Genomic DNA, 26,688 nt, shown 5'->3' with positions numbered 1-26,688 from the left:
CTGAGCTATCGCAGTGGTTGGCGTAAGCCAGTTCAATCCGAGTGCGGCTCCGCGAGACCACCACGTAGTTAGGGTGAGCTCGCAGGGCCGTGCGTTGGGTGCCCCCGCCCGGAGCTGTTGATGTCATCCGTGCATGTCAGCTCGCAGCTCGCACTCCCTCCTCGGCTGCGGCATCACTGAACCTTCCGGCCTACGGCGGCTACTTGCCATGCCGCATTCACTCGAGTTGCCTAATACAAAGTGCGGTATCGAGAGCGGTACGGCTCACTGAGGGCATGAGGATAGACATTCCATCGTTCGGCCAAAGCGAAGTGGATCGACTGCAGAAGGTCCTGGGATCGCAGATTGATGCGTCTAGGCTCGCGAAACTCATCGCTGAGATTGTGGCCAAAGAGGCGCTAGAGCAGGCGGCCGGTATAGTACCCCCAGCCTCAACGATGACTGAGCAGCGCCAAAATCGAGTTCGATCGATTTTGAAAGAATTGGACGCTGATAATGCTGAGATTGTAGTAACGGCACTGTTCAAGATCCCGCCTTCGTCAGCCAGGAGGCTCATTGAGACAACTGCAGCGCGTTTTGACATTGAGATGCTCGACAAGATTGTGGGATCCGTCAGGGCTGCATTTAGAGATTCCCGAGTTCGATGGCTGCCGGAAAAGACGCAAGCCTGGGAAATCCCCTTGTCGTCCTCGATGGTTCGAAAGTGGATCCAGGAACAGATCAGCTTGGGCGGGCAGCCTCCTTTGCGCAACTCGGGGCGAGGAGGATATGTGCTACTTCCCGATGGTTCTTACCGTTTTATTTGCGGCGTAGTTGAGGTCACGCCAAAGCCTAGGCCGAAGAAATGAAAGTAGATAGCCTGATATCGGGCGGCTTGTTTGGGGTGGTCAGCGCCGTAGTGGCAATCTTGGCGATCTCGTTTTCCGCATTGTGGGCCTATTATGAAAAGGTGGGGGACTCTCCTCATCCGCCTGACTACCCGGTGCTGGAAGCGATTGCGAGTAAGTATCGCCGGTGTAGGATCGGTTTCGTTTGCCTTGCTGTGGGGGTTGCAGCGATCTTGATATTGCTGCTCCCCGCGTTCATTCAAATTGTGGGCTCAATATCGCCAGGCAAAGAGGTTAACATCCCTCGCGGCGCGCTCTTTCTGTATTATCTTCTCCTGCTCTGCGTGGAAGTTATGGTGTGGCTATTCGTGCGTCGCATCGGTGGAAAGGTCGCACGGCTGGAGGCGAGGGTTGCCGAACTGAAAAGTGCGTAATCGCTACCTTCGGGAAGCGGAGGATAGGTCGGTGGAGCGGCTTTGGGGTGGCGCTGCTTTGGCGCGGGTGATCATGGCCCCGTAAGCTTCCGGCGCGTCGGGCAGTCTGTGGACCTGCCCGGTAAAGCACGACGTTGGGGCCATGGTCTTCGAGGCTCGCGCCAAAGTGGCTCCGTAAAGCCGTGGAGCCGACCGCCCCAGCCACGACGTACCCCCCTCTGGCATCAGGTGGCTGATTGCTGTGCGCGGCATGGGCGCCGGCCGGGCTGGAGCGGGGCGGAGATAGGAGCGCAGGCCCGGCCGGGGGCCGGGCCGCGCGCGGTGAGCGGAGCGAGCCGCCTTGAACCAGTAGGGAAAGTTGCAACTCAGCTGGTGTGAAGGTCGGTGTGAAGGTCGGTGTGAAGGTCGGGGCGCGAGGCAAGGGGTTACTTTCACCGAGGTGTTGCGCGCGGGGCCAGGACATCCCAAGGATCAAGAAGTCGGCTGCGAGCGTGGCTGGACGTGGATCATCAAGCGACGTTCACAGACTTAACTCAAGTGCGGATGATCTACTCCACTTCGACGCCGTAGTCCACGACGAGTTCCTCCAGGCCGCCCATGTAGCCCTTGCCGCCGAGGACGAAGTCCCAGTCGCCGTTGGGCCTTCGGCGGAAGGAACCGAGTACCAAGGCGGTCTCGCGGGGCCGGCCGTCGGAGACCTCAAGCCGTCCCAGTTCGGTCATCCTTGGATCGAGAAGCCGGATGCTCGCGTCCGTGAAGCCGGAGAGGTCCGCGTCCGGGTTGATCTCTGGGTCGATGGCGGCCACGAGTACGAATCGGTCGGCAGCCTCTGGCAATCCGTCGAAGGCGACGCAGATCGCGGCCTTGTCAGGTGCAGTAGGAGGTAGGGCCCGCACCATGCCCTCGGGTGTCTGATGGTTGTTGAAGAAGACGAAATGATCATCGCTGAGGACGCGGTTGCCGTGGCAGACGAGAGCGCAAACGTCCAAGGCGACGCTTCCGGTCCATGACATGCCCAGAATGTTGTAGTCGGCGGGCAGTGGCGTGTCCGGGCCTGTCGGGGTCTGTTGCACCGTGGTGGGGCGGCTTCCTTCGCCCAGTCGCCCACGCAGTCCATGACGGTGCAGTAGGTCTACGAGCTCCGTTCCTGAGATCAGTTCCAGCGGTTTGCCGTTGGCGAAGGTGCGTGAGCCCGGGCCGAACCCTGACGTTGTCACGAGGACGCCCTTGTTGGCGCCGGCATCCTGCACGGTTCCGTACAAGTCACGCACAGCGGTGGGCGGCACTGTGTTGCGGTAGCGCTTCACCTGCACGACGATCTTGCCGCCGCGAATCGGGGTCGGGTCCAGCGCGTCGACGTCCACACCGCCGTCGTTGGAGCGCTGGGTGGTCACCGCCTGCATCCCCATGGCTCGGAAGAGGTCGGCCACGAGGTTCTCGAATGCGATCGGATCCATGTCGTACAGGTCCGGTTCCTCGTCGCTGCCATGAGCGACAACGCGGTTGCCGACGTCTCGCGGCCGGCGGCTCGGTCGTACTGGGGTGAGCTGGTCCGGCCGTGCCGAAAGCTGCCCTCGCAGTCCGTCGGTCAGGCAACTGACCGCGTCCACCTGCGCCAGGTGCAGATCACGGAACGACGACCGCGACGCCATGACAGTCGTGAGGACGATGCGGCCGCGTCGGCCGGTCGTAGGGTCGTGTTCATCCACAAACCCGTTGAAGGCCACGGACTCAAGTGCCCCCTGCGCGTCTGCGGCGAAGAGCTCATGCAGGACGAGAAGCACGCACTGCGCGACGACCTCTCGGTACAAGGCCCGACGCTGGCCCACCGGGCGAGGGGACTCCTTGTCCTGGTCGAGGGAGGACACATACCGCACGGACTTCGCTTCGGGGACCACGCCGTACCCGGGGAGCTCCCAATCGAGGACCAGCTGCCGCGCTGCTGAGTCGTAGGCCGCAGACACCTGTCGAGGGAAGTCCTCAGGCCATGCGGTCGACGAGTAGAGAGCGGCGGAGAAGAACTCGACCACCGATTCCGGGTCTTTGCGTCTGACCCCCTCGGTCACCTCGCGAACGCCGGCATTGTGTCTGCGAACCTCCGCCAGCTGGGTGCCGGCCCACTGCTCGTACTCCCTCTGAGATGCAGCAAGCTGCTGCTGGCGCTGAGTCTCTGCGGTCTGTGCAGCCTGCCAGTCCCGTTCGAAACGCGCCTGCGCTTCTGCCTGAGCTTGCGCGCGGCGGCTCGCAGTCCAGCCACCCTGTGCCTGGTACTGATCCGGGCGTGGCATGGGCACGGGGTAGGCCAACGCTCCCGGCGAGAAGGGCTGAACCTCCTCGGTCCGCATCAGTGCGGCCGCTGTGAAGGCTGGTGCCTGGCTCCCGGCAGCGAGAAAGCTTTGGAGTGACACCACCTGAGAGTCCAGCTCTTCGGTGCGACGTTGGGCTTCTGCCTGACGATATTCGCGGTGGCTCTGCGCGGCTCGGCGCTGGTAGGCCCGGGCCTGCTGCTCCTCTTGTCTCCGCCGTCTGGCCTCGGCTTCCAGCTGGCGCTGCTGCTGTCGTTGCATTTCTGCCCAGACACCAACAAGACCGGTAGAGCGACGACTCATGTGCTGCAGGCCCTCCCCAGGACGGTGGCAGCCGAAAGGCAGCTTGGTTGTCCCCACAACCAGCTGTAACGAGACGACTCTATCCAGCAATCGCCGTCTCGCATATCCACTCGGCAAAGGCAGCACTCTCAGGCCATCCCCGCAGGTCAGCGTAACTGAAGGGTAGCGATCACCGCTCCGGGTCGCAGCGCCCATGCAGTCGCCCTTTCCAGCGTTGATCCCGCCGGGTTCACCAGTCGCAGCAAGGTCTGTGAGCGCCGCTTGACATGGATCAAACCGTCGTCCCTCAGGAGTGCCCACCCGCAGTTCGTTGGGCTCGTCGGGGTCGGGAACGGAGGGATCAAGGAGTTCGTTCCAGGAGTGATCGTTCCTGAGAGAGCACTCGGGCTGCACGGTCCCCTGCCCCGTCGTGGTGTCTGCCGTGCGCCTGGATCATCCATAGGAACGGCGACTTGATCCATGTCAAGCCTCGCTCACAGACCTTTCGGGACGGGGCTACCGGCTTGATGGTCCTGTCAAAAGCAGGAATACCCGCCGGCGCAGAACTCCTGGCCCACCTGCGTCCCTGACCGGCAATCCGGGCACAACTGGCGGCATCACCCATGGGGTACAGGGCGGCACAGGTCTGTGAACGCTGCTTGATGATCCACGTCATACGGTCCCGCTTGCACACGGTAGGAGAGCGGCGTCGACACACTGCGTGTGCGCCGATCTCGGGAGTGCCGATGTCCCGTGCCATCGAACCTTGAGCCTCTGCCACCGGAGTTTGATTGGCTCGCACTGAAGCTCAGCGGATCTCCAGCGGACAGGCCTCACTACGGAGCAGTCTCGAAGTACTCAGCAGCAGCGACCGGAGGGCCGTCGGCGACGGCGAGCGCGTAGCGTTCGCCAGCAATCTCGACAAACTGGCGCCGCATCGGGTCCGCGGAAAGGTCGGCCGAGAGCCCCCACCCACGACCGCCGGTCACCCAGTGCTCGCGTGCGATCTCACCGCGGAAGTGGCCGTCGAACATGTCCCGGAGCGCGGCCTCGTCTAGGTTCCCGAGCCTGAAGTCGGACTCCCAGTTGGTAACGATGAGGTTGGCGAAAAGGATCTGCTTCCTCCGGATGGCCGTCATTCGCGTATGCGGCGGCTCCCAGCACGGAAGGAGCGACGGGTCGCCGAGCGCCAGGACGATCAGCTCTCGATGCGCATCGCGCCGCGCGGCTTCCTGGGCTATCTGAGTCTGTCGAGCCTGGTACCACAGCGAGGCAGCCACTCCGGCCAGTGCAGCTGCAGAAAAGAGCACGGACAGCGCACCGTAGGACTGACTGACGTTGCTCAGCCGCCCCCAGTCCAGATCATCTGGGGCAAGCACGTTCAGGATGAACGGGGTCCCGAGGATGAGCCCCAAGGTGGACAAGGCGCAGGAGACGACCACAAATGTTCGGCCTTTCTGAGACGGCCTTCCCCGAAGACTGAGCATGATTCCCCCACTGTGAGTCGCTGGCCAATCCGAACATGGTGGCAACTGGCAGGCAGCCCATCAATTGGGCAGGTGAGCAGTGTCCGGTCGGCACTGCCCAAACTTCCCTACGGCACCCGCTCAAGATCCGATGGCACAGGACAGCCGGAGCTGCACCAGTCGAGTGGGAGGCTCCCTGATTCGTTTCGAACAGGTGATCTAACTTGGCTATCGCTCCCTGAGCCCGCGTTGCCCGTTCGGATTTTGGCGTCCGAAAGATACTGCTGATGGCAGCGCGAGGCCGCGCAGGAGTCCACGGGCGGGAGATTGCCCGTCGTGGCCGCGGGGACCCCGGTGGCCGCCCGGACACTCTGGGTATCCAGGATCACCAGGGTCGGGTCCTCTCATCGCCGGTTCCTCTCCCGCACCTGGCAGCGCAGGAGTTCATGGATCTGCTGGTCGGTGCCGTCGTCCCGCCAGGCGGCGAAGTAGTAGTACGTCGCGCTCTTCGGTGGCAGGTCGTTCGGCAGGAGAGCCCACTGGCAGCCGGTCCGGGACTGGTAGAGGATCGAGTTCACGATCTCCCGCATCGAGTAGCGGCCCTGGTGGCCGCTGACGGAACGGTGCTGGTTCTTCCAGGCCGTGAGCACCGGCTCGATCAACGCCCATTACTCGTCCGTCAAGTCGCTCTGGTACGGCTTGCGTTCACTCGCCCCACCGATCCCAGCAGGCCACCGGCATTGGACCAGCACGTTCCGTCTCCGTCCACACCGTCAGGCGACACCAGAATGACCCATATAGTCAAGAACCGCTCACTCATATCGGGAATGACGGTTTGATCCACGTTAAGCTGTGCTCACAGACCTGTTGATGGTGTCGACTCAGCGTTGATGGCGATGCAGACTCTGGATCATTGGGGCACAGCGTGGATGCATGTGTTCTGTTGCACATCAGTTGCCTGAAAACGGGCTTGCGGGCGTGATGGTTTCGGAATCATGTCTGCATGACGTTGTGGCAGGTATTGCGCTGGGTGGGGGCTGCTGTCGGCCTGGTCGCTCTGATTGTGTTCTTCGCCCTGTTGGGGCTGGATCGGGCAGATCAGTTGAGCAGCGTGCTGAGTCTGTTTTTCACGGTGGCCGGGTTCGTGCTGGCGGTGGTGGGTCATCTGCAGCAGCAGCCTGTGAATGGGCCCCCACCTGTCGCGCGTGGTGGGTCGATCGCCTCGCGTGGGAGTGTGCGTGGTTCGAAGGCTATCGACACTGGTTCGGGTTCCGCTCCGTCCGGTTCGCCGTCTCCGCCGCGAAGAGGCATCGGACCGCTGGCTGACGGTGGGTCGATCGCGGCAGACGGTGACGTCCGGGATTCCGAGGCTCGGCGAGGTTCGTAGTGGGACGCCGGAAACCGAGCCGAACAAAGCGCGGGGGTGGGACACCGGGTCTGTCGGCCGACAAGGGCTCGATCGTGGCGGGCCGTGATGTCAAGCGCGCCACGTCTTTTCACACCCACAACATGGTGTTGCCCACGGGAGCACTAAAGAGCGCACCGAGGGTGAAGGCGCAGGCCGGTCTGAGCAATGTGCCGCGGCCGCACGGGTTCGTCGGGCGTGATCGCCAACTTGACGCGCTGGATACGGCGTTCGCCACATCGGGAGAAGTGGTCGTACAGGCTCTTCACGGCCTGGGAGGTGTCGGTAAGTCCACGCTCGCCGCATACTGGGCCAGGACGCGATCACGGAGTTCCCCGCAATGGTGGATCACCGCTGAGTCACCCGCCACCCTGGACGCCGGGCTGGCGGACTTCGCAGTCGCTCTTCATCCCGTTCTCACGAGCATGGAGATGGGAGCCGACGATCTACGAGGATGGGCCCTGTCGTGGCTCGCTACTCATCGGAACTGGCTGATCGTGCTGGACAACGTCGACGACCCTCAGCATGTCCGTCCGGTCATTGAGCGGGCCGGACACGGTGGACGCTTCCTCATCACCAGTCGCCGTGCCACCGGCTGGCACCAGTTGTCCTCCACTGTCCCCTTGGACGTCCTGGAAGAAGCAGAAGCGGTGGAGTTGTTCACCGGCATCCTCACTCACGAGAAGCAACGGGACAGCACCGGTGCCGCCGAGGTGTGCGCGGAGGTAGGCTTCCTGCCCCTTGCAGTGGAGCAGGCAGCCTCGTACTGCGCCGAGACCGGCGTGTCTCCCCGCGCCTACCTGGACCTGCTCACCAGCAAGCCAGCCGAGATGTTCGCCACGACCGCAGAGGGCGGAGACGTGGACCGCACGATCGCCCGGATCTGGAGCATCACCCTCGACCGGCTCAAGGACACCCCGCTGGCGGGAGAGGTACTACGAGCACTGGCCTGGTACGCGCCCGATGGTATCCCCCGCAACCTCCTCGACGACCTCGCCTATCCATCTCTCATACGCAAGCCGGCCGCACAGCTACGGTCTCAAGCCGCAAAGGAGGTCACTGGCCGACGTCTCCGGCTTCTCAAGCTCGCCCGCTCCCATATGGAGCAACTCGCTGACCCGCAGGCGCTGAACACCGCGATTGGCAGGCTGGCCGCCTACAACATGATCAGCGAACAGGACGGCATCATCACCGTGCACCGGCTGGTCCAAGCCCTCGCCCGGACACCCGATCCCAAGGATCACCACCGTCGCGCCAAAGACATCACCAGCGCACAACAAGTAGCAGCGAACGCCCTGTACTCCCGCCTTCCTGTAGACGCCGACGACCCCGGCGCCTGGCCGACATGGCATGCCTTGCTGCCCCATGTCATCGCCCACACCGATCACACCCCGCCGGAATCGGAAACAGCCGCCACCGCTCGGCTTCTGGCGAAAGCGTCCCAATTCCACCTCGAACAGGGAGCACTGGCCCGCGGCACAGCCGCTGGAAGCCGAGCAGCCCAAATTCACGAACGCCTGCTCGGAAAGAGACACCGCACCACCCTGACCAGCGGCACCAACCTCGCGGCCGTCTACCAGGCCGCGGGGGACCTCAGACGCGCCATTCCCCTGTCGGAGTCCGTCCTCGCCGACAGCGAACGCATCCTCGGCACCGACCACCCTGACACCCTCACCCGCCGCAACAACCTCGCAACCGCATACCTGGACGCCGGGGACCTCAGACGCGCCATTCCCCTGTCGGAGTCCGTCCTCGCCGACAGCGAACGCATCCTCGGCACCGACCACCCCAACACCCTCACCCGCCGCAACAACCTCGCCTCCGTCTACCAGGCCGCGGGTGACCTCAAGCGCGCCATTCCCCTGTTGGAGTCCAACCTCGCCGACAGCGAACGCATCCTCGGCACCGACCACCCCGACACCCTGACCAGCCGCAACAACCTCGCCTCCGTCTACCAGGCCGCGGGTGACCTCAAGCGCGTCATCCCTCTGTTGGAGTCCGTCCTCGCCGACAGCGAACGCATCCTCGGCACCGACCATCCCGACACCCTGACCCGCCGAGGCAACCTCGCCTCCGTCTACCAGGCCGCGGGTGACCTCAAGCGCGCCATCGCCCTGTTCGAGTCCGTCCTCGCCGACAGCGAACGCATCCTCGGCACCGACCACCCCAACACCCTGATCAGCCGCAACAACCTCGCCTCCGTCTACCAGGCCGCGGGTGACCTCAAGCGCGCCATCCCCCTGTTGGAGTCCAACCTCGCCGACAGCGAACGCATCCTCGGCACCGACCACCCCAACACCCTGATCTACTGCAACAACCTCGCAACCGCCTACCAGGGCGCCAAAAACCTCAAGCAGGCCATCGCCCTGTTCGAGTCCAACCTCGCCGACAGCGAACGCATCCTCGGCACCGACCACCCCGACACCCTGACCCGCCGAAGCAACCTCGGCCGCGCCTACCAAGACGCCAAGAGACTGCACGGGCCACTTGGATGAACTCGTTCAGGGCTGCCACAGCAAGGTGAACAGCATCGCGTCTGCTCTGGGCGCGAGTATCGACTGTCCCCTTGGCGCCGACCAAGGCGCGACGAAATTTGACATATTTCGGACATGGCTAGAGCAGTGGCTTGCCTCCGAAAGAAGTGACCCGGCGAAGCAGAAATCGAAATTTGCATGGAAGGTTACGTTCATCAAGGCGTTGCGCGGTCATCCAGGAGACCCCGAAGATCTCCACGGTCGCCCCGGCCGCGAACATGACCGCGCACAGGGCTCCGGCCGACACCGGCACCGCCAGTGCGGCGGAGGGCAGGGCCAGCGGGAAGACGCAGAGGGTGCCGGCGAGGAGCAGTCGGCGCGGTTTCCAGCGGGTCATGACCAGGGCGCCGGCCACCGTGCCCGCGCCGAACGCGCCCAGCGCCAGACCCCAGGGGCCCGCCCCGCCCAGGCTGTCGCGGGCCACGAGGGGGCCGTAGACCGCGTCCGCCGCGCCCACGACCGCGTTGGCGACGGAGAACTGGACGACGATGCCCCACAGCCAGGGCCGGCCCGCGAACTCCCGCCAGCCCTCCCGGAGATCGGCGAGCAGGCCGTCGCCCGGTGTGCGCGGCCGAATGTGACTCACGTCGAGGAAGGACCGCAGCAGGGCCGCCCCCTGCATCCCCATCCGGAACACCGCGAAGGCCCGCCCGGCGTGTTCCCCGTCGACGGACGACATCAGCATGCCCTCCGCGGCCGGGCTGAAGAACGCCTGACCGGTGCCGCCGAGCGCGGTGAGCAGCATCATGTGCCAGAGCCGCGGCTCACCGAGCAGCACGAGCAGCGCGAAGGCGCCCTGCGAGAGGAAGTTGAGGGCGTTGGCGGCCACCATCACCCGGTGCCGGGGGAGCCGGTCGGCGACCGCGCCGCCGATCAGCAGGAAGAGCACGAGCGGGAGGGTGCGGGCGGCCGCCACCAGTCCCACGTCCCCGCCGTTGCCACCCGCGTCCAGCACGGCGAACGCGGCGGCGACCAGCGCGCCGTTGCTGCCCAGACTCGTCACGATGGCGGCGGCGGTCAGCAGCGAGTAGTTGCGGCCCGCCCAGGCGGGGCGGCGAGAGGGTACGGGGGAGTCGGAGGAGGAGGTCACCGGCCGACTATCGCCGCCCGGGACCCCCGTGCCAAACCATTTGCCCAAGGGGCGTGCCCGGTGCCTCTCAGCTCTCGGTCGGGTCCCCGTGGAGCCGTACCGTGCTGAGGATCTTCATGATCGTCTTCGTGTCGACCTCGCCCTTCACGCCCTTGGCGCCGTAGAGGTCGAAGGACACGATGTCACCGGCCGAGTTCATGAAGGCGAACGAGATGGCCTTGCCGTCGCTCGCGCACTTGCCCTTCTGCGGGGTGTTCGTCGAACGTGCCCAGGCGTAGGCGCCCTTGACGCCCGACGCGGTCGTGTACGGGGTGGCCTTCTTGTCGAAGGAGACGCTCTTCTTGTCGGGCTGGGTGTAGCCGCCGTAGATGTACCACGGCACGCGCGTGACCGCGGCGTCGGACGGGCTCTTCGCGCCGCTCTCGCCCCGGGTGCCCACCACGGCCAGCGCGGTGTCCTCGTTCTTGCCGTCCCGGTCGATGTCGGACGTGCACCACTTCGACTTGTACTCGGCCGGGCCGGACACGGAGGTGAGCAGCTTGTTGTCGGCCTTGCGGTCCTCCATGGCGATGGAGATGCCCGGACCCTCGACCTCCCAGTCCGCGGGGACGTCGAACGCCGTGCCGAACTTGGGGTTGGCGACGACCTTCCAGCCCGGGACGGTCGGCTTGTCGGTCTCGTCGCCGCGCGGGTTGTCGGTCGAGCCGGACGACGAGGGGGAGGGCGCGGACGAGGTCGGCGACTGGCTGGGCTTCTTGCCCGAACCGCCGCCCTCGTCGTCCTTCTTGCCGCCCAGGACCAGGAATCCGGTCACGCCGGCCGCGACGACGACCGCCACGGCCGCGACGATCGCGATCACCTTCGTCCGGTTTCCGTCCCCACCGCCCTGCGGGGCCTGCGGCGGCTGGGGCCCGCCCGCGGGGGACGGAGCGCCCCACTGCCCCTGCTGCCCATAGGGGTTGGGCTGCGGATACTGCTGGTAGCCGGGCTGCTGGTACGGATTCGGCTGTTGGTAACCCGGCTGCTGATACGGGTTGTTCTGCGGGTTCTGCTCGCCCCCGGGCGGCTGCTGTCCTGGCCACATGGGCAGTTACCCTAGCCGCGCCGGGGACACGATTCGGTCACTGCCCCTTGTCAGGGACGTACCGAATCAGGAGTCGGACCCGGTGTCGTACAGCCGCACCGTACGCAGGATCGCCCGGATCGTCGTGTCCGGAACCTCGCCCTTGACTCCCTTGGCACCGACGAAGGACCACGAAAGCGGCCTTCCGGCCGCGTTCTTGAAGGCGAACGTCGTCGCCTTGCCGTCCGAGTCGCACTTCTTCTTCCTCGCGACCCCGGAGGACTGCGAGCTTGCGACGCTGCCCTCGATGCCGGAGGCCGTGGTGAACGGGGTCACCGGACCGGTGGTGACCTTCTTGCGGTCCGGCTGGGTGTACCAGCCGTAGACCCACTCCGCCGAGTCCTGACGGGCGACCTGCTGCGAGCTCCGGCCGGCGGCGATGCCGCGCGTGCCCACGTTCGCCAGGGACGTGTTCTCGCTGCTGCCGTCCTTGTTGTCGTCGGAGCTGCACCACTTCTCCTTGAAGACCGCGGGGGCCTTCATGGCGATCAGGATGTCGTCGTCGGAGCCGGCGTCGTCGGTGACATAGGTGACCCAGCTCTTGGAGCGCGGGGACCAGTCGGGCGGCACGTCGAAGGCCACGCCGATGTCCGGGTTGACCACGACCTTCCAGCCCTTGACCGTCGGCTTCAGGGCGTCGTCCTCGGAGCGCGGGTTGTCGGTGGCGGAATCCGAGGAATCGGTGGAGTCGGCGGAGTCGGACGGGCTGCCGGACGCCGATGTCGAGGGGGTGGCGGGACCGGCCTTGTCGTCCTTGCCGCCGCCCAGGACGAGGAATCCGGTGACGCCCGCCGCGACGACCACGCAGGCAGCGGTGACGATCGCCACGAGTCTGGTGCGCCGTCCTCCGTCGCCCGGCCCCGGCGTCGGTGGCTGCGGCGGCGCGCCCCACGGGGCCGGCTGCGGCGCACCCATGTACGGGTTGGGCTGCTGGTAGCCGGGCTGCTGGTACGGATTCTGCTGCGGATGCGTCCCGCCCGTCGGCGGCTGTTCCCCTGGCCACATGGGCCGAAACGATACAGCGATCATCACACCCGCTCTGGCCAGCCCTCCTACTCGTGAGTAACATGTCGGCATGAGCGCAGATCAGATGTCGATCGGCGAGTTGCTCGCCGCTACGGTGCCGATGGTTCGAACCCTGAACCTGGAGTACCTGGAGACCACTCCGGAGCGGGCCGTGCTGTCGCTGCCGGACCAGAGCGAGTACCGCAACCACGTCGGCGGCCCGCACGCCGGGGCGATGTTCACCCTCGGCGAGTCCGCCAGTGGCGCGATCGTCCTCGCCGCGTTCGGCGACCAGCTCTCGCGCGCCGTGCCGCTCCCGGTCACCGCGGAGATCGCGTTCAAGAAGATCGCCCTCGGCCCGGTCAAGGCCACCGCGACCCTCGGCCGCCCCATCCCCGAGGTCGTCGCCGAACTCGACGCGGGCAAGCGCCCCGAGTTTCCGGTCAGCGTCGCCATCCAGCGCGAGGACGGCGCGGTGACGACGGAGATGACGGTGATCTGGACCCTCCGTCCCAACAGCTGACACCGGTCCGCCGAGCGGCGGACCACGCGCGGGGCCCGGCCGGGTGCGGTCGGGCCCCGTTGGCGTGCTCGAAGCGTGCCGTGAACCGCCTCCCGCCTTGCGGGGGTGGGAAGTTGGAGATTCCGTGTGCCATCGGGCTTTCCTCGTGCACAAGTTGGCCCTTCCGCGAGGGTGATTTCGAATGCGGGTGCGGATACCGTCGGTAACTTATTGGAATTTCCCGCGCGTTGGGCCTGGGGCGTTCGAACTTCTTGTTTCCCTTGAGTCGCATGTGCGAAAGTGAGCCTCCTCTTGACGGGGCCGGGCCGGGACCGTACGGGAAGCCCGACTCCGACAGGTACGCACCAATCAGGCACTGCATTCCGACGGGACGCCATTCCGTATGCCGTCCTGTGGCTTGGAAGGAAATGGTTCAGTGCAGCCCCCCACACCCCCACATCCGCCCTACCCACCCCACCCCGGCGCGACCCCGGGAGACTCCGACCGTGAACTGGTCGCCCGCCTCGCCGGTCCGGGCGAGGGCCGCCACTGCGCCGTCGCCCTGCTGCTCGCCCGGCACTGGCGCGCGACGTGCGACTACGCGGTCGTCTGCCTCGCCTCCGCCACGGACGCGGTCCACTACGTGGCCGCCGCGGCCTTCCACCGGGTGCTCGGCCGAGCGGCGGCCGGCGCCGTCGTCGGCGCCCTGCGCCCGCAACTCCTCGTGGCCGTACGGGAGACGGTCCGTGAATGGGCCGCCGACGACGTCGTGCGCATCGTGCTCCCGGAACTGGGCAAACCCACCGGTGGCCGCGGTCTACGCGCGGTGCCCCCCGGTGTGCCCGAAAGGCGACACCTCACCGAGCGCGCTTTCTCGGCCCTTCCGGGAACCTCCCAATGCCTGCTGTGGCATACCGAGGTGGAGGCGGAGCCGATATCCATACCCGCTGGTCTGTCGGGTGTGGACGCCACCACCGCGGCGGCCGAACTGGAGCAGGCGCGCGAACAATTCAGGGCGGGTCTCGTACGCGCCCACCGGGAACTCGCGCCGTCCAGGGAATGCCGTTTCTACAATCGTCTCCTCGATGTCCCCATTCGCCGCGGCGGCACTCTGCTGCCGGATGTCCGCCGGCATCTGACGCGGTGCCGGTACTGCCGTCATGCCGCCGAACAACTCGGCCACGTCGATGGGGGCCTGGACGCCCTGCTCGCGGAGACCGTGCTCGGCTGGGGTGCCCGCCGCTACCTCGACTCCCGCCCGGGGCGAGGCGCCGCGGTGCAGTGGCCGCCCGTCCACGAGCCGGCGGCCCCGCCGAGCGGCGGCCGCCACCGCACCGCACCCGAGGGCCGACGCCGCACGATGGTGGCCTTCGCCGTCGGCCTCACCTCCCTCGTGCTGCTCGCCACCGTGCTCGCGGCCCGGAGCTGGTCCGACGACCACGGCGACGGCGGGCCGCACGTCGCCTGGGGAGCCCCCGCCGGGGCCTCGGCCCGGCCGGGCACCGCCGATGCGTCCTCCTCCGCCGGCTTCCCGTCGACCGTCGACGCCGAGGGCGAACCCGTCGAGGTCGCGCACGGCAGGCTCCGCAGCCTCACCACCGGACTCTGCCTCGATGTCGAAGGCGGCCGGGCCGAGGAGGGGGTGCGGGCCGTCGCGGTGGCTTGTTCCTCCGCGGAGTCTTCCGGCAGGGTTTCCTCCGGCTCTTCGTCCGACTCTTCGTCCGGGTCTTCGTCCAGGTCTTCGTCCGCCGGATCGCAGCAGTGGAAGTACGAGAGTGACGGGCGGCTGCGGAGTGCCGCCGACCCCACGCTCTGCCTCGCCGCCGACCCCGAGTCCCGCACGGTCGTGCTGTCCGGCTGCCTCGTCCACCCGGGCGAGGTGGCCTACGACCTCACGGCCCGCGGTGAACTCCTGCTCCGGTGGCGGGACGGGCTCGCCGTGGCCCCGGGCTCCGGCGCGGCGCGCGGCCAGGTCGTCGTGGCGGACCGGAACGGCTCCGAGCGGCAGCGCTGGGCGCTCGACGCCGGGTCCGGCCCGGCGGAACGCGGAGCGGTACCGGGGGAGGGGGAGGGGCGAGGTGCGTCCCCGGCCCCGATCGAGCGACCCACCCGGAAGCCTTCGGGGCGGGAGACGCCCCGCGAGGAGTCCGGGCAATCCGAACCTCGGCGCTACGACACACGGGTCGCACAGGTCGGTTTCGACAACGGCGCGGCGTGGCGGCCCGCTGCCACCGACGTCGTACGCGCCCTGCCGGCCTCGGTCGACGAGGTGACGTCCCTGCCGGCGCGGGCGGTCGGCGGCTTGCCGTCCCGGGTGGCGGCGACCGTCCCGTTCTACGGCGAGGGATGATCCCCGGCCGTTTCTTCAATGGTTTACTAGAATTTTTCCCGGTTCGCGTTTCGCCGGAGGGAATTGGTTTCCGGTGCGCCCCGTTCGAGCCAGTTGGCCGAAGTCATGCGGATTTTACAGTTCCCCTTGGCGCGACCCTTCGCGTTGCAGCCGGGTGAGTGCGGGGTGAATGCGCCGGACGCTTTGACGGGCTTGTGGCGTTGTGGCGTCCGCGGGCGGTGCCTGATGCCGCGGGGAGACTGAAGGGAATTGCTCGGATTTTCGGCTCTTGCGGCGAGTCCCGGCCGCTGGCCGGATCGATTCCACAGGTCGCGGAGAGTCGGCGCGGTTATTGACCCGTCAGTAGGCAGTCGCTAGTTTCCGGGGGCCGCACCAGAGTTTGCATGTCGCACAACCCCCCACCGTGCTGTCTTGCCGATTCTTTCGGAGCATCATGACGCCTGATGTGCGCGCCCTGGAATTGATCATTTGTGTCACCCCTTTCGGAGAACCGGACGCCCGGCTCGCCACGGCTGCCTGCCGCGCCGGCGGACTCGGGGTCCTCGATCTGGGTGTGGGAGACCGAAGAACCCGTGAGGCGCTCGGGCGCATGAGACGAGCGGCATCGGACCCCTACGGAGTGCGGGTCACTGGCCGCTGCCGTATGCGCCCCGAGGAACTCGAAGCGGCGGGAGAGCGGGGTGAGGGCGGTCCCGACACGGTGATCCTGGCCCCGGACGCGCCCTGGCCGATCGGCGAAGTCGCCGCACGCCACCGTGTGTTGGCCGAGGTCACGGACTTGGTCCAGGCGCGGGAAGCCGTCCGCGCGGGGGCGCACGGACTCATCGCCCGGGGCAGTGAGAGCGGCGGCCGCGTCGGTGAGCTGAGCACCTTCGTGCTGCTCCAGCACCTGCTCGCCGAGGCGGGGCCGGACGTTCCGGTCTGGGCCTGCGGTGGCATCGGTCCCCGGACGGCGGCGGCCGCCGTGGCCGGCGGGGCGGCCGGTGTCGTCCTCGACAGTCAACTGGCCCTGCTGGCCGAGTCGGGTCTGCCGGAGGCGACGGCGGCCGCGCTGCGTTCCCTGGACGGCTCGGAGACCGTCGTGGTGGCGGGCCACCGGGTACTGCACCGACGCGGCCCCCACGTCCCGAGTCCCCAGGCCGACGACCCGGACGCGGTCGCGTCCCTGCTCGGCGCGCAGGATCCGCACACCCAGTTCCTGCCGGTCGGCCAGGACGGCTTCCTCGCTGCCCGCTTCGCGGAGCGCTGGCGGGACGTGCGCGGGGTGCTGCGCGGGCTGAGAGCCGCCGTGGAGGAAGCGTTCGCTGGGGTTGAACCGATGGGCGGCGCACAGGGTGTGTCGCCGGAGGTCGAACGCAGCGGCTCCGCGCGGGGCTTGGCCGTGGGGCCGGTAGCGGCGGGGGCTGAGCAGGGTTTGGTCCCGAGTCCGGAGGTGGCGGGGGCCGCGCAGGATGTGTCGCCGGAGTCCGAACCCGGCCGCTCAGCACAGGGCTTGGTCGCGAGGTCCGAAGTGGCAAGGGCCGCACAAGGCTTGGTCCCGAGACCCGAAGCGACGGGGGCCGCGCAAGGCTTGGTCCCGAGGCCCGACGCGACGGGGGCCGCACAGGGCTTTAGGCCCGCAGCGACCGGGGCCACGCAGGACCTGACGCCGGGGCCCGAACCCGCCCGCTCCGCACAGGACATGGCCACCAGGCCCGCGCCCACCAACTCCGCGCAGGACCTTGCGGCCGGGCCCGATCCCGCCTCGGCCGCCGACACACTGGCCCCAGCCCCGGCCTCAGCCCCGACCTCGGCCTCAGCCCCGGCCCCCGCCCGAGCCCTGCGCCCCGGCTCGCCCATGAGTCGCGCCCTCGGGACCCGGCTGCCCGTGGCGCAGGGGCCCATGACCCGGGTCAGTGATCAGGCCGGATTCGCGGCCGCCGTCGCCGAAGAGGGTGCGCTGCCCTTCCTGGCGCTGGCCCTCGCGGACGGCGTACAGGCGCGGGCGATGCTGACGCGCGCGCGAGCCGAACTGGACGGGCGGCCCTGGGGTGTCGGCGTGCTCGGGTTCGCGCCCGAGGAGCTCAGGAACGCCCAGCTCGAAGCCGTACGGGAGCTGCGCCCCAGCCACGCCATCGTCGCGGGCGGGCGGCCCGCCCAGGCCGAGGCGCTGGAGCGGGCCGGTATCCGCACCTTCCTGCACGTGCCCTCGCCCGGGCTGCTGCGGCAGTTCCTGGAGGCCGGGACACGCCGGTTCGTCTTCGAGGGCTCGGAATGCGGCGGCCACGTCGGACCCCGCGCGAGCTTCCCGCTGTGGGAGGCCCAACTCGCCGTCCTGGAAGACTTCTTGGCCGACGCGGACGACGCGACGGCGCGCGCGGTGGAGGTGTTCTTCGCGGGAGGGATCCACGACGAGCGCTCGGCGGCGATGGTCGCCGCGCTCGCCGCACCGCTCACCGCACGCGGCGCCGCCGTCGGCGCCATCATGGGAACCGCTTACCTCTTCACCGAGGAGGCGGTGGGCCGGGGCGCGATCCAGCCGCTCTTCCAACGGCAGGTTCTGGCCGCCACCGAGACGGCGTTGCTGGAGACCGCGCCCGGGCACGCCACCCGCTGTGTCCCCAGCCCGTTCACCCTCGACTACCACCGGCGCGAGGCCGAGTTACGCGCCCGGGGCGTCCCGGACCGGCGGATCTGGGAGGAGCTGGAGCGGCTCAACGTCGGCCGGCTGCGCATCGCCGGCAAGGGCGTCGAGCGCGCCGCCGACGGTGAACTCGCGCCCGTCACGGAACAACGCCAGCTCGACCAGGGCATGTTCATGGCCGGGGAAGTGGCCGTCCTGCGCTCGGCGACGACCACGATCGGCGCCTTGCACCGCTCGGTGACCGACGGGGCCGCGGACTTCCTCACCGCGCGCGCCCACGCACTCGGTCTGGAGACGGTCGCGGACTCCGCCGCCGTCCAGGAACCGCCCGCGCCTCTCGACATCGCGATCGTCGGTATGGCCTGCATGTTCCCGCAGGCCCCCGACCTGGCCACCTTCTGGGCGAACGTCGTCGCCGGACACGACGCCGTCACCGAGGTCCCGCACGACCGCTGGGACCCGGCCGTGCACCACGCCGATGGCGCTACGACGTCCAAGTGGGGTGGCTTCCTGCCCCGTATCCCCTTCGACCCGCTGCGCTACGGCATCCCGCCGGCCTCGCTCGGCAGCGTCGAGCCCGTCCAGCTGCTGTCCCTGGAGGCCGCCCGGCGCGCGCTGGAGGACGCCGGATACGGCGATCAGGGGCGGGAGTTCGACCGCTCGCGGACCTCCGTAGTCTTCGGCGCCGAGGCGGGCAGCGACCTCTCCAACGCCGCCACCCTGCGGGCCGTACTGCCCTCGTACTACGGCAAGGTGCCCGACGCCCTGGACGAGCAGCTGCCCCGGCTGTCCGAGGACTCCTTCCCCGGCATGCTCGCCAACGTCATCTCCGGCCGGATCGCCAACCGGCTGGACCTCGGCGGGGCCAACTACACCGTCGACGCGGCCTGCGCGTCCTCGCTGGCCGCGGTCGACGTCGCCTGCAAGGAACTCGTGGCCGGCACCAGCGACGTCGTGCTGTGCGGGGGCGCCGACCTGCACAACGGCATCAACGACTACGTCCTGTTCTCCTCGGTGCACGCGCTCTCCCCGACCGGCCGGTCGCGGGCCTTCGACAGCTCGGCCGACGGCATCGCGCTCGGCGAGGGCGTCGCCTGCGTCGTCCTCAAGCGGCTGGCGGACGCCGAACGCGACGGCGACCGTGTGTACGGCGTGATCAAGGGGCTCGGGTCGTCCAGCGACGGCCGCTCCCTGGGCCTGACCGCACCCCGGCCCGAGGGGCAGCGGGCGGCGCTGGAGCGGGCGTACGGCAACGCCGGTGTGTCGCCCGCCGAGGTCGGCCTGGTCGAGGCGCACGGCACCGGGACCGTGGTCGGCGACCGCACCGAACTCACCATCCTCGGCGAGGTGTTCACCCGGGCCGGGGCGCGGCCGGGCGGCTGCGTCCTGGGCTCGGTCAAGTCGCAGATCGGGCACACCAAGTGCGCCGCAGGACTGGCGGGTCTGATCAAGACCACGCTGGCCCTGTACACCGGCGTGAAGCCGCCGACCCTGCACATGGAGCGGCCCAACGCGGCCTGGAAGGAGGAGGACAGCCCCTTCGCCTTCCACACCCGGGCCCAGCCCTGGGCCGTGCCGCCCGGCGAACGGCTTGCCGGGGTCAGCGCGTTCGGCTTCGGCGGCACCAACTTCCATGTGGTGCTGGCGGCCCACGGGGACGGCACACCGCCCGAGCAGGGGCTCAACGCCTGGCCGGCCGAACTGTTCATGTTCCGGGGCAGGGACACGGCCGCGGCACACCGGGCGATCGAGGAGCTCCTGCGGGCCGCCGAGTCGGAGGGCCGCCCGTGGCGGCTGCGCGACCTCGCGCTCGGCGCGGCCCGCCGCTCCGACGCCTCACCGGACCCGGTGCGCGTGGCGGTCGTGGCGACCGATGTGGAGGGCCTGACCGCCCAGTTGCGCAGAGCCCTGGCCGGGGAGCACGATCCGGCCGCCGGGATCCATACCGCCCCCGACGACGACGGCGGCAAGGTCGCCTTCCTCTTCCCGGGGCAGGGCAGCCAACGGCCCGGCATGCTCGCCGACGTCTTCGTCGCCTTCCCCGAGGTACGGCACTGGCTGGAGCTCGGCCGGGCCCACGCCGAACGCCTCTATCCGCCGGCCGCGTTCGACGACGCGGGCCGGGAGCGGCAGCGGATCGCGCTCACCGACACCCGGGCCGCGCAGCCCGCGCTCGGCATCACCGGCCTCGCCGCCCACGCCCTGCTGACCGCCGCGGGCATACGGCCGGACATGGCGGCCGGGCACAGTTACGGCGAACTGGTCGCCCTGTGCGCGGCCGGCGCGATCGAGCCCGAGACGCTCCTGGAGCTGAGCGGCGAGCGGGCGGCGGCCATCCTGGCGGCCGCGGGCGACGAACCCGGCACCATGGCCGCGGTCTCCGCCGGCGCCGAGGACGTGGCGGACGCCCTGCGCACCACCTCAGCCCCCGCCTCCGTCGTCGTCGCCAACCGCAACTCGCCCGAGCAGACGGTGATCTCCGGCCCGACGGACGACGTCACCACCACCGTACGGCTGTTGCGCGAGGCCGGGTTCGGCGTCCGGCGCGTCCCCGTGGCCTGCGCCTTCCACAGCCCCGTGGTGGCCGGTGCCGGGGAGCGGTTCGCCGAGGTCCTCCGGGACAGGACCGTACGGCCGCCCGAGTTCCCGGTCTTCGCCAACCGTACGGCCGCTCCGTACGGGTCGGACGCGGACGCCGTGCGCGCCGAACTGGCCGCCCAGATCGGTGCCCCGGTCGCCTTCGTCGCGCAGATCGAGGCGATGTACGAGGCCGGGGCCCGGACCTTCGTCGAGGCCGGACCCGGCACGGTCCTGACCCGGCTGGTCGGCCGGATCCTCGGCGACCGCCCGCACCGCGCCGTCGCCTGCGAGCCCCGCCCCGACGGCGGACTGCACGGCTGGCTCGACGCGCTCGCCCAACTGGCCGTGGCCGGAAGCCCCGTGCGCGCCGCATGGCTCCTGCGCGGCCGCGACGCCGTCGACGCGGTCCGCACCCCGGCGCCGAAGCGGCCCGGCTGGACGGTCGACGGACATCTGGTCCGCACCGCCGCCGGCGAACTCCTTCCCGGTGCCCTCGCACCGGCCCGACGAGTCGTGGAGACGACTGTGACGACGAACCACCCGTACGGCGTCCCGGCCGGTCAGGACGCGTTGATCTCCGAATTCCTGCGCACCGGCCGGGAGATGGTCGCCGCCCAGCGTGATGTGCTGCTCACCTACCTCGGGGCGGTTCCGGGTGCCGCGCCGCTCCCGGCACCCCCGGTCCCCGGCGTTCTGCCGGAGCCCCGGATCCTGTCCGCCGCACTCGTCGCGGCCCCGAATGCCGACCCGGAAGCGATCCCGCAAGCGGTCCCCGAGGTCATCCCGTCGGCCGCCGACGGCGGCGCGGGGACGGACGTGGCGCGCGTCGTCCTGGAGATCATCAGCCAACGCACCGGCTACCCCGTCGACATGATCGAGCCCGACCTCGACCTGGAGGCGGACCTGAGCATCGACTCGATCAAGCGGGCCGAGATAGCGGGCGAACTCGCCAAGCGCCTCGGGATCGGCGCCGGGGCGGACGTGACGGCCCTGGACGACGCCGAGGTGGAGGAACTCGCCAAGGCGCGCACGGCGGCCGCGGTCACGGCCTGGCTGGCGGCGCGGATCGGACCGGCGGCCGGGGAGCCGACGCCCGCACGGCCCGACGTGGCCGCTTCCGTGGGCGAGAACGGGAATGTGAACGAGGATGCGAACGAGGCCGAACTCAGAGGCGTCGCGCCGAAGCGCTTCGAGCTCCGCCCGGTGCTCCTCGACCGGGCGGACGAAGACCCGGCGGATCCCGCCCCCGTTCTGTCCGGTCGGCGGTTCGTCGTCCTCGGTGACGGCGCGGGCGCCGCGCCGCGGATCGTGGAGCGGCTCGCCCCGTACGGCGCCGACGTGGTGACCCTCGACGCCGGGCACCTGCTCAGCGAGGCGGACGGCGTGGTCGACGGCGTGCTGTACCTGGGCGCGCTCCCGGGCGCCGAGTCGCCGGTGCTGCCGGACGCCTTCCCGGTGTTCCGGGCCGCGTTGGCCCGCGCCCCGCGCTGGCTGCTGGCCGCGCGCCCCGCGGACGGTGACGCCGACGCGCCGCGGTCGGCGGGCCTGGACGGCCTGTTCCGCACCGTCGCACGGGAGTACCCGCGGACGGTCGCCCGGACCGTGGTCCTCGACGACACCGGCCCGGCCGCCGTGGCGGACGCCCTGCTCGCCGAACTGCTCGCACCGGAGCCGGCCCCCGTCGTACGGCGCACCGCCGCAGGACGCCACGGCTTCGAGCTGGTCGAGGCACCCCTCGGCCCGCTGGGCAGCACCGGTGCGGGACCGGCCGCCGACGGCGCCGCCGAGGCCGCCGCGCTCGGCCTCGACCGGGACTCCGTCGTGCTGCTGGTGGGCGGGGCCCGCGGGATCACCGCCAAGGTCGCCGCGTCGCTCGCCACGGCCTGCCGCTGCCGTGTCGAACTGCTGGGCAGGACACCCGCACCCACCGGCCCCGAGGCCCCGGACACGGCGGCGGCCCGCACCCCGGCCCAGCTGCGCGCGGCCGTCGCCGCCCGTGGCTCGCTCACCCCCGCCGAGGTCAACCGGACCGCCGAACTGATCCTCGCCCAGCGGGAGATCGGCGAGACCCTCGCACAGCTCACCGCGCTGGGCAGCCAGGTCCGCTACCGTTCCGTGGACTTCCGCGAGCAGGACGCCGCGCTCCAGGCGGTCAAGGAGATCCACGCCGAGCACGGCAGGCTCGACGGGGTCGTGTTCGCGGCCGGGGTGATCGAGGACCGGCTGATCGCCGAGAAGTCCGACGCGTCCTTCCAGCGGGTGTACGGCACGAAGACCGGCGGCGCCGCGACGCTGCTCGCGGCGCTGGAGGAACTGCCCACCGGGCCCGCCTTCACCGTCCTGTTCGGCAGTCTCTCCGCCGTGCTCGGCAACCGCGGCCAGGCCGACTACGCCGCCGCCAACGACGCCCTGCAGAGCCTCGGTGCCGCCTGGGCCGCCCGCACCGGCAACCGGGCGCTGACCGTGCACTGGGGGCCATGGGCGCCCACCGGCGGGCACACCGGGATGGTCAGCCCGGAGCTGGGCCGGGAGTACGCCCGGCGCGGCATCCGGCTGATCGACCCCGAGGAGGGCACCGCGGCCCTGCTGCGCGAACTCGCCTGGGGCGACGCGGCGGTCCGTGCCGTCGTCCACACCTCCTCGAGCTGGTGACATGACCACCCCACAGACGCCCGTCGCCATCGTGGGCATGGCGGCGCTGCTGCCCGGTGCCGCGGACCTCGACGCCTACTGGCGCAACCTGCGGGACGGCGTGGACGCGATCAAAGAGGTCCCCGCGGGCCGCTGGGACGCCGACTACTACCGCCCCGGTTCGGCCACCGGGCCCGCCGTCGCCGACCGGGTCTACTGCCGGCGCGGCGGATTCGTGGACGACCTCGCCGAGGTGGAGGTCACCCGGTACGGCATCATGCCGACCTCGGTGCCCGGCACCGAGCCCGACCAGCTCATCGCGCTGAACGTGGCCGCGGCCGCCCTCGCCGACGCGGGCGCCGGGGAGCGGCTGCCCGACCGGCACCGCGTCGGCGTCGTCCTGGGCCGGGGCGGCTACCTCACCCCCGGCCTGGTCCGGCTCGACCAGCGGGTGCGTACGGCGGGCCAGCTCGTGCGCACCCTGGGCGAGCTGCTGCCCGACCTGGACCCCGGTCAACTCGCCCGAGTCCGGGAGGCGTTCACCGAACGCCTGGGCCCGGCGAGCCCCGAGTCCGCCATCGGCCTGGTCCCCAACCTCGCGGCCTCCCGGATCGCCAACCGGCTCGACCTGCGCGGCCCCGCGTACACCGTGGACGCCGCGTGCGCCTCCTCGCTCGTCGCCGTCGACCAAGCGGTGCGGGAACTCGTCTCGGGGCGCTGCGATCTGATGCTGGCCGGGGGAGTGCACCACTGCCACGACATCACCCTGTGGAGCGTCTTCTCCCAACTGCGCGCGCTCTCCCCGAGCGAACGCATCCGCCCCTTCCACCGCGACGCCGACGGCATCCTCATCGGCGAGGGCACCGGCATCGTCGTACTGAAACGCCTCGCGGACGCCGAACGCGACGGCGACCGCGTCTACGCCGTGATCCGGGGCACCGGCGTGGCCAGCGACGGCCGGACGGCCGGACTCGTCACCCCCGACCCGGGCGGCCAGACACATGCCGTCCGTCAGGCCTGGGAAGCCGCCGGACTCGACCCCGCCGCCGCGGGCTCCGTCGGCCTCCTGGAGGCGCACGGCACCGCGACCCCGGCCGGCGACGCGGCCGAACTCGCCACACTCACCGAGGTGTTCGGGCCCGGCGACGCCCACGGCGAGGAGCGGGCCGTGATCGGCTCGGTGAAGTCGATGATCGGCCACACCATGCCGGCCGCCGGGGTGGCGGGCCTGATCAAGGCCGCCCTCGCGGTCCACCACCGCACCCTCCTGCCCACACTCCACTGCGACGATCCGCATCCGGCCCTCGCGAACACCCGGTTCCGGGTGCTGGAGAAGGCCGTTGCCTGGGAGACCGGCGCGGAGCGGCCGGTGCGGCGGGCGGCGGTGAACGCGTTCGGGTTCGGCGGGATCAACGCGCACGTGGTGCTGGAGGAGGCACCCGGTGCGGGCGGACCCTCCGCCGTGGACCGGGTGCCGCGTCCCACGGCGGTGGTCGCCGAGCCCGAGCGCGTCCTGCTGCTCGCCGCCGACAGCCCGGGCCGGCTCGCCGCCCTGCTGGACGCGGACGACACCGCCGTCCTGGCCCGCGGTCTGGACACCGACCGTACGCACCCGCAGGCCGGCCCGGCCCGGCTGGGCATCGTCGACCCGACCGCCAAGCGGCTCGCGCTGGCCCGGCGGGCGGTCGCCAGGGGCCGCGCCTGGCAGGGCCGCAACGACGTGTGGTTCCGGCCCGGACCCCTCCTCGGCACGGGAGCCGGGCGGCTCGCCTTCCTCTTCCCGGGCCTGGAGGGCGAGTTCACGCCCCGCGTCGACGACATCGCCGCCCACTTCGGCCTGGCCGGACCCACCGGCGACGGCGCGGAGGTGCGCGTCGGTGACGTCGCCCGGCACGGCTTCGGCGTGATCGGCGTGGGGCGGCTCCTCGACACCGCGCTGCGCCGCATGGGCGCGGTGCCGGACGCGGTGGCCGGGCACAGCGTCGGCGAGTGGACGGCCATGGCGGCGGCAGGGCTGTACTCGGCCGAGCAGGTCGACGCCTTCATGGTGGATTTCGACCCCGACGCGGTGAGCGTGCCCGGCCTGACCTTCGGCGCGGTCGGGGCCTCGGCCGAGCGCGTCCTCGCCGCCCTGGCCGACGGCTGGGCGGGCACCGGGATCGTGCTGTCCCACGACAACGCGCCCAACCAGTCCATGGTGTGCGGTCCGGACGGGGCCGTGGACGCCTTCGTCCGGGCCTTCAGGGCCCAGGGCGTGGTGTGCCAGGTGCTGCCCTTCCGGTCCGGGTTCCACACCCCGATGCTGGCGCCGTACCTGACGCCCATCAAGGAGGCCGCCGCCCGGTTCCGCCTGCACCGGCCGACCGTGCCCGTCTGGTCGGGGACGACGGCGGCACCGTTTCCCGAGGGCGAGGCCGCGGTCCGCGAACTGTTCGTCCGGCACCTGCTGGAACCCGTCCGCTTCCGGACCCTCGTCGAGTCCCTGTACGCGGCCGGCCACCGCACCTTCGTCCAGACGGGCCCGGGCCGGCTCACCTCCCTCGTCGACGACACCCTCGGCGACCGCGACCACCTGTCCGTCGCCGCGAACTCGCCCCACCGCTCCGGCCTGGCCCAACTCCGGTGCGTGGCCACGGCGTTGTGGACGGCGGGCGCCCGGGTGGCGCCCGCGCTGCCACGCACCGGCGACGGCGAGGCGTCGGCCCGGGAAGGCGTTCGCCGGGCGGCGGGGCGTTTGCCCGTCCGGCTGGACCTGGGTGGCGCGCTCGTGTCCCTCGACGGCCGCGTCCTCGACGGGCTCCGGGCGGAGCTGCGCGCCGGGGCCCCGGGGGCGGCGAGCGGCGTCCGGATCGGTGCACCCGAGTCCGTCCCGGCCGTCCCCGTCTCCGCCCTCGCCCCCGGGCACGACGCCCTGAGCGCCCTCGCCGGCCGCCATCCGCTTGCCGCCGAACTGAGCGCCCTGCTGCGGGACACGGCGGACACGGCGGCGGCAGTGATCAGCGCCGGGAACCGACGTCACCGGACCGACAGCGCCGCCCGTGCGGCGACCGTCGCTCCCACGGCAACGGCCACTGCCACGGCTACGGCCACTGCCACGGCTACGGCCACTGCCACGCCACCCGCCGCTCCCACGCCACCCGTCGCCCCCGTGCCGTCCGCCACCGCTCCGCCCGCGCCCCCGGCACCGCCCGGCCACGAGGGCCCCCGTACCGCCCCGGCGGCCCCGGCCGCCCCCGACACCTGGCACACCACCGTCCAGGTCTCCCCGGACACCATGCCCCACCTCCTCGACCACTGCTTCTTCCCCCAGCGCCCCGGCTGGCCGGACGTGGCCGACCGCTGGCCGGTGGTCCCGGCGACCACGATCGTGCGGCACATGACGGACGCGGCCGAACAAGCCGTCCCCGGCACGCGCGCCATCGCCGTGCACGGCGCCCGGTTCGACCGGTGGCTGACCGCGACCCCGGCCGTCGACGTCCCGGTCACCGTGCGGCGCACCCCCGAGGACCCGAACCGTGTCGCCGTCTCCT

Annotated in this window: 12 protein-coding genes and 1 pseudogene; 7 read left to right on the top strand and 6 right to left on the bottom strand. The window is 70.2% G+C overall.

Annotated elements, in window-relative coordinates; translation table 11 throughout:
* Positions 1–275 precede the first annotated feature (275 nt).
* Both IPZ69_RS07605 and IPZ69_RS07600 read left to right on the top strand, forming a co-directional pair.
* Positions 276–848 carry a hypothetical protein gene (locus IPZ69_RS07605; protein ID WP_235453228.1) on the top strand — a complete coding sequence of 191 codons (573 nt, stop codon included), beginning with the start codon at positions 276–278 and terminating at the stop codon, positions 846–848.
* Positions 845–1,261, top strand: coding sequence for a hypothetical protein (locus IPZ69_RS07600; RefSeq protein ID WP_235453227.1), 417 nt, complete (start codon positions 845–847; stop codon positions 1,259–1,261). Before IPZ69_RS07605 ends, IPZ69_RS07600 begins: the two co-directional genes overlap by 4 nt.
* A gap of 548 nt (positions 1,262–1,809) precedes the next feature.
* Here the strand turns inward: IPZ69_RS07600 and IPZ69_RS07595 are convergent.
* The 3 genes and pseudogenes from IPZ69_RS07595 to IPZ69_RS07585 form a co-directional block, all read right to left on the bottom strand.
* Positions 1,810–3,870, bottom strand: a complete 2,061-nt coding sequence (locus IPZ69_RS07595) for a restriction endonuclease (RefSeq protein ID WP_235453226.1) — start codon at positions 3,868–3,870, stop codon at positions 1,810–1,812.
* 815 nt (positions 3,871–4,685) lie between these two features.
* Entirely contained in the window at positions 4,686–5,264 is a 579-nt protein-coding gene (locus IPZ69_RS07590; RefSeq protein ID WP_235453225.1) for a DUF6082 family protein, read from the bottom strand.
* A 380-nt stretch (positions 5,265–5,644) separates the two neighbouring features.
* Positions 5,645–5,977 (bottom strand): annotated as a pseudogene (locus IPZ69_RS07585) (transposase); the annotation flags it as partial.
* Positions 5,978–6,776: 799 nt separating this feature from the next.
* Between IPZ69_RS07585 and fxsT the strand changes: the two are divergent.
* Complete coding sequence (gene fxsT, locus IPZ69_RS07580) at positions 6,777–9,215, top strand: FxSxx-COOH system tetratricopeptide repeat protein (RefSeq protein ID WP_235453224.1); 2,439 nt, start codon at positions 6,777–6,779, stop codon at positions 9,213–9,215.
* Positions 9,216–9,333: 118 nt separating this feature from the next.
* On the opposite strand, the gene IPZ69_RS07575 is transcribed toward fxsT, so the two are convergent.
* From IPZ69_RS07575 to IPZ69_RS07565, 3 genes are all read right to left on the bottom strand, one after another.
* Positions 9,334–10,344, bottom strand: a complete 1,011-nt coding sequence (locus IPZ69_RS07575; protein ID WP_235453223.1) for an MFS transporter — start codon at positions 10,342–10,344, stop codon at positions 9,334–9,336.
* Positions 10,345–10,411: 67 nt separating this feature from the next.
* Complete coding sequence (locus tag IPZ69_RS07570) at positions 10,412–11,428, bottom strand: hypothetical protein (RefSeq protein WP_235453222.1); 1,017 nt, start codon at positions 11,426–11,428, stop codon at positions 10,412–10,414.
* A 66-nt stretch (positions 11,429–11,494) separates the two neighbouring features.
* Positions 11,495–12,472 carry a hypothetical protein gene (locus tag IPZ69_RS07565; RefSeq protein WP_235453221.1) on the bottom strand — a complete coding sequence of 326 codons (978 nt, stop codon included), beginning with the start codon at positions 12,470–12,472 and terminating at the stop codon, positions 11,495–11,497.
* A gap of 85 nt (positions 12,473–12,557) precedes the next feature.
* On the opposite strand from IPZ69_RS07565, the gene IPZ69_RS07560 reads away from it, so the two are divergent.
* The 4 genes from IPZ69_RS07560 to IPZ69_RS07545 all read left to right on the top strand — a co-directional run.
* Positions 12,558–12,995: a DUF4442 domain-containing protein gene (locus IPZ69_RS07560; RefSeq protein ID WP_235453315.1), complete on the top strand. Its 438-nt coding sequence runs from the start codon at positions 12,558–12,560 to the stop codon at positions 12,993–12,995.
* 415 nt (positions 12,996–13,410) lie between these two features.
* Positions 13,411–15,324 (top strand): RICIN domain-containing protein, encoded by a 1,914-nt coding sequence (locus IPZ69_RS07555; protein ID WP_235453220.1) that lies wholly within the window; start codon positions 13,411–13,413, stop codon positions 15,322–15,324.
* Between the two features lie 433 nt (positions 15,325–15,757).
* Complete coding sequence (locus tag IPZ69_RS07550) at positions 15,758–23,179, top strand: type I polyketide synthase (RefSeq protein ID WP_235453219.1); 7,422 nt, start codon at positions 15,758–15,760, stop codon at positions 23,177–23,179.
* 1 nt (position 23,180) lies between these two features.
* The coding region (locus tag IPZ69_RS07545) for a type I polyketide synthase (protein WP_235453218.1) at positions 23,181–26,688 on the top strand (3,508 nt) is incomplete at its 3' end.

The sequence above is a fragment of the Streptomyces olivochromogenes genome (assembly GCF_021538895.1).
Classification (GTDB): Bacteria; Actinomycetota; Actinomycetes; order Streptomycetales; family Streptomycetaceae; genus Streptomyces; species Streptomyces olivochromogenes_A.
This window is presented reverse-complemented; position numbering and strand designations above follow the sequence as displayed.

Excerpts from the sequence above, each read along its gene's own strand:
- IPZ69_RS07550 (WP_235453219.1), top strand. The coding sequence starts at position 15,758 with ATGACGCCTGATGTGCGCGCCCTGGAATTGATCATTTGTGTCACCCCT.
- IPZ69_RS07600 (WP_235453227.1), top strand. The coding sequence starts at position 845 with ATGAAAGTAGATAGCCTGATATCGGGCGGCTTGTTTGGGGTGGTCAGC.
- IPZ69_RS07560 (WP_235453315.1), top strand. The coding sequence starts at position 12,558 with ATGTCGATCGGCGAGTTGCTCGCCGCTACGGTGCCGATGGTTCGAACC.
- IPZ69_RS07570 (WP_235453222.1), bottom strand. The coding sequence starts at position 11,428 with ATGTGGCCAGGACAGCAGCCGCCCGGGGGCGAGCAGAACCCGCAGAAC.
- IPZ69_RS07605 (WP_235453228.1), top strand. The coding sequence starts at position 276 with ATGAGGATAGACATTCCATCGTTCGGCCAAAGCGAAGTGGATCGACTG.
- IPZ69_RS07595 (WP_235453226.1), bottom strand. The coding sequence starts at position 3,870 with ATGAGTCGTCGCTCTACCGGTCTTGTTGGTGTCTGGGCAGAAATGCAA.
- IPZ69_RS07565 (WP_235453221.1), bottom strand. The coding sequence starts at position 12,472 with ATGTGGCCAGGGGAACAGCCGCCGACGGGCGGGACGCATCCGCAGCAG.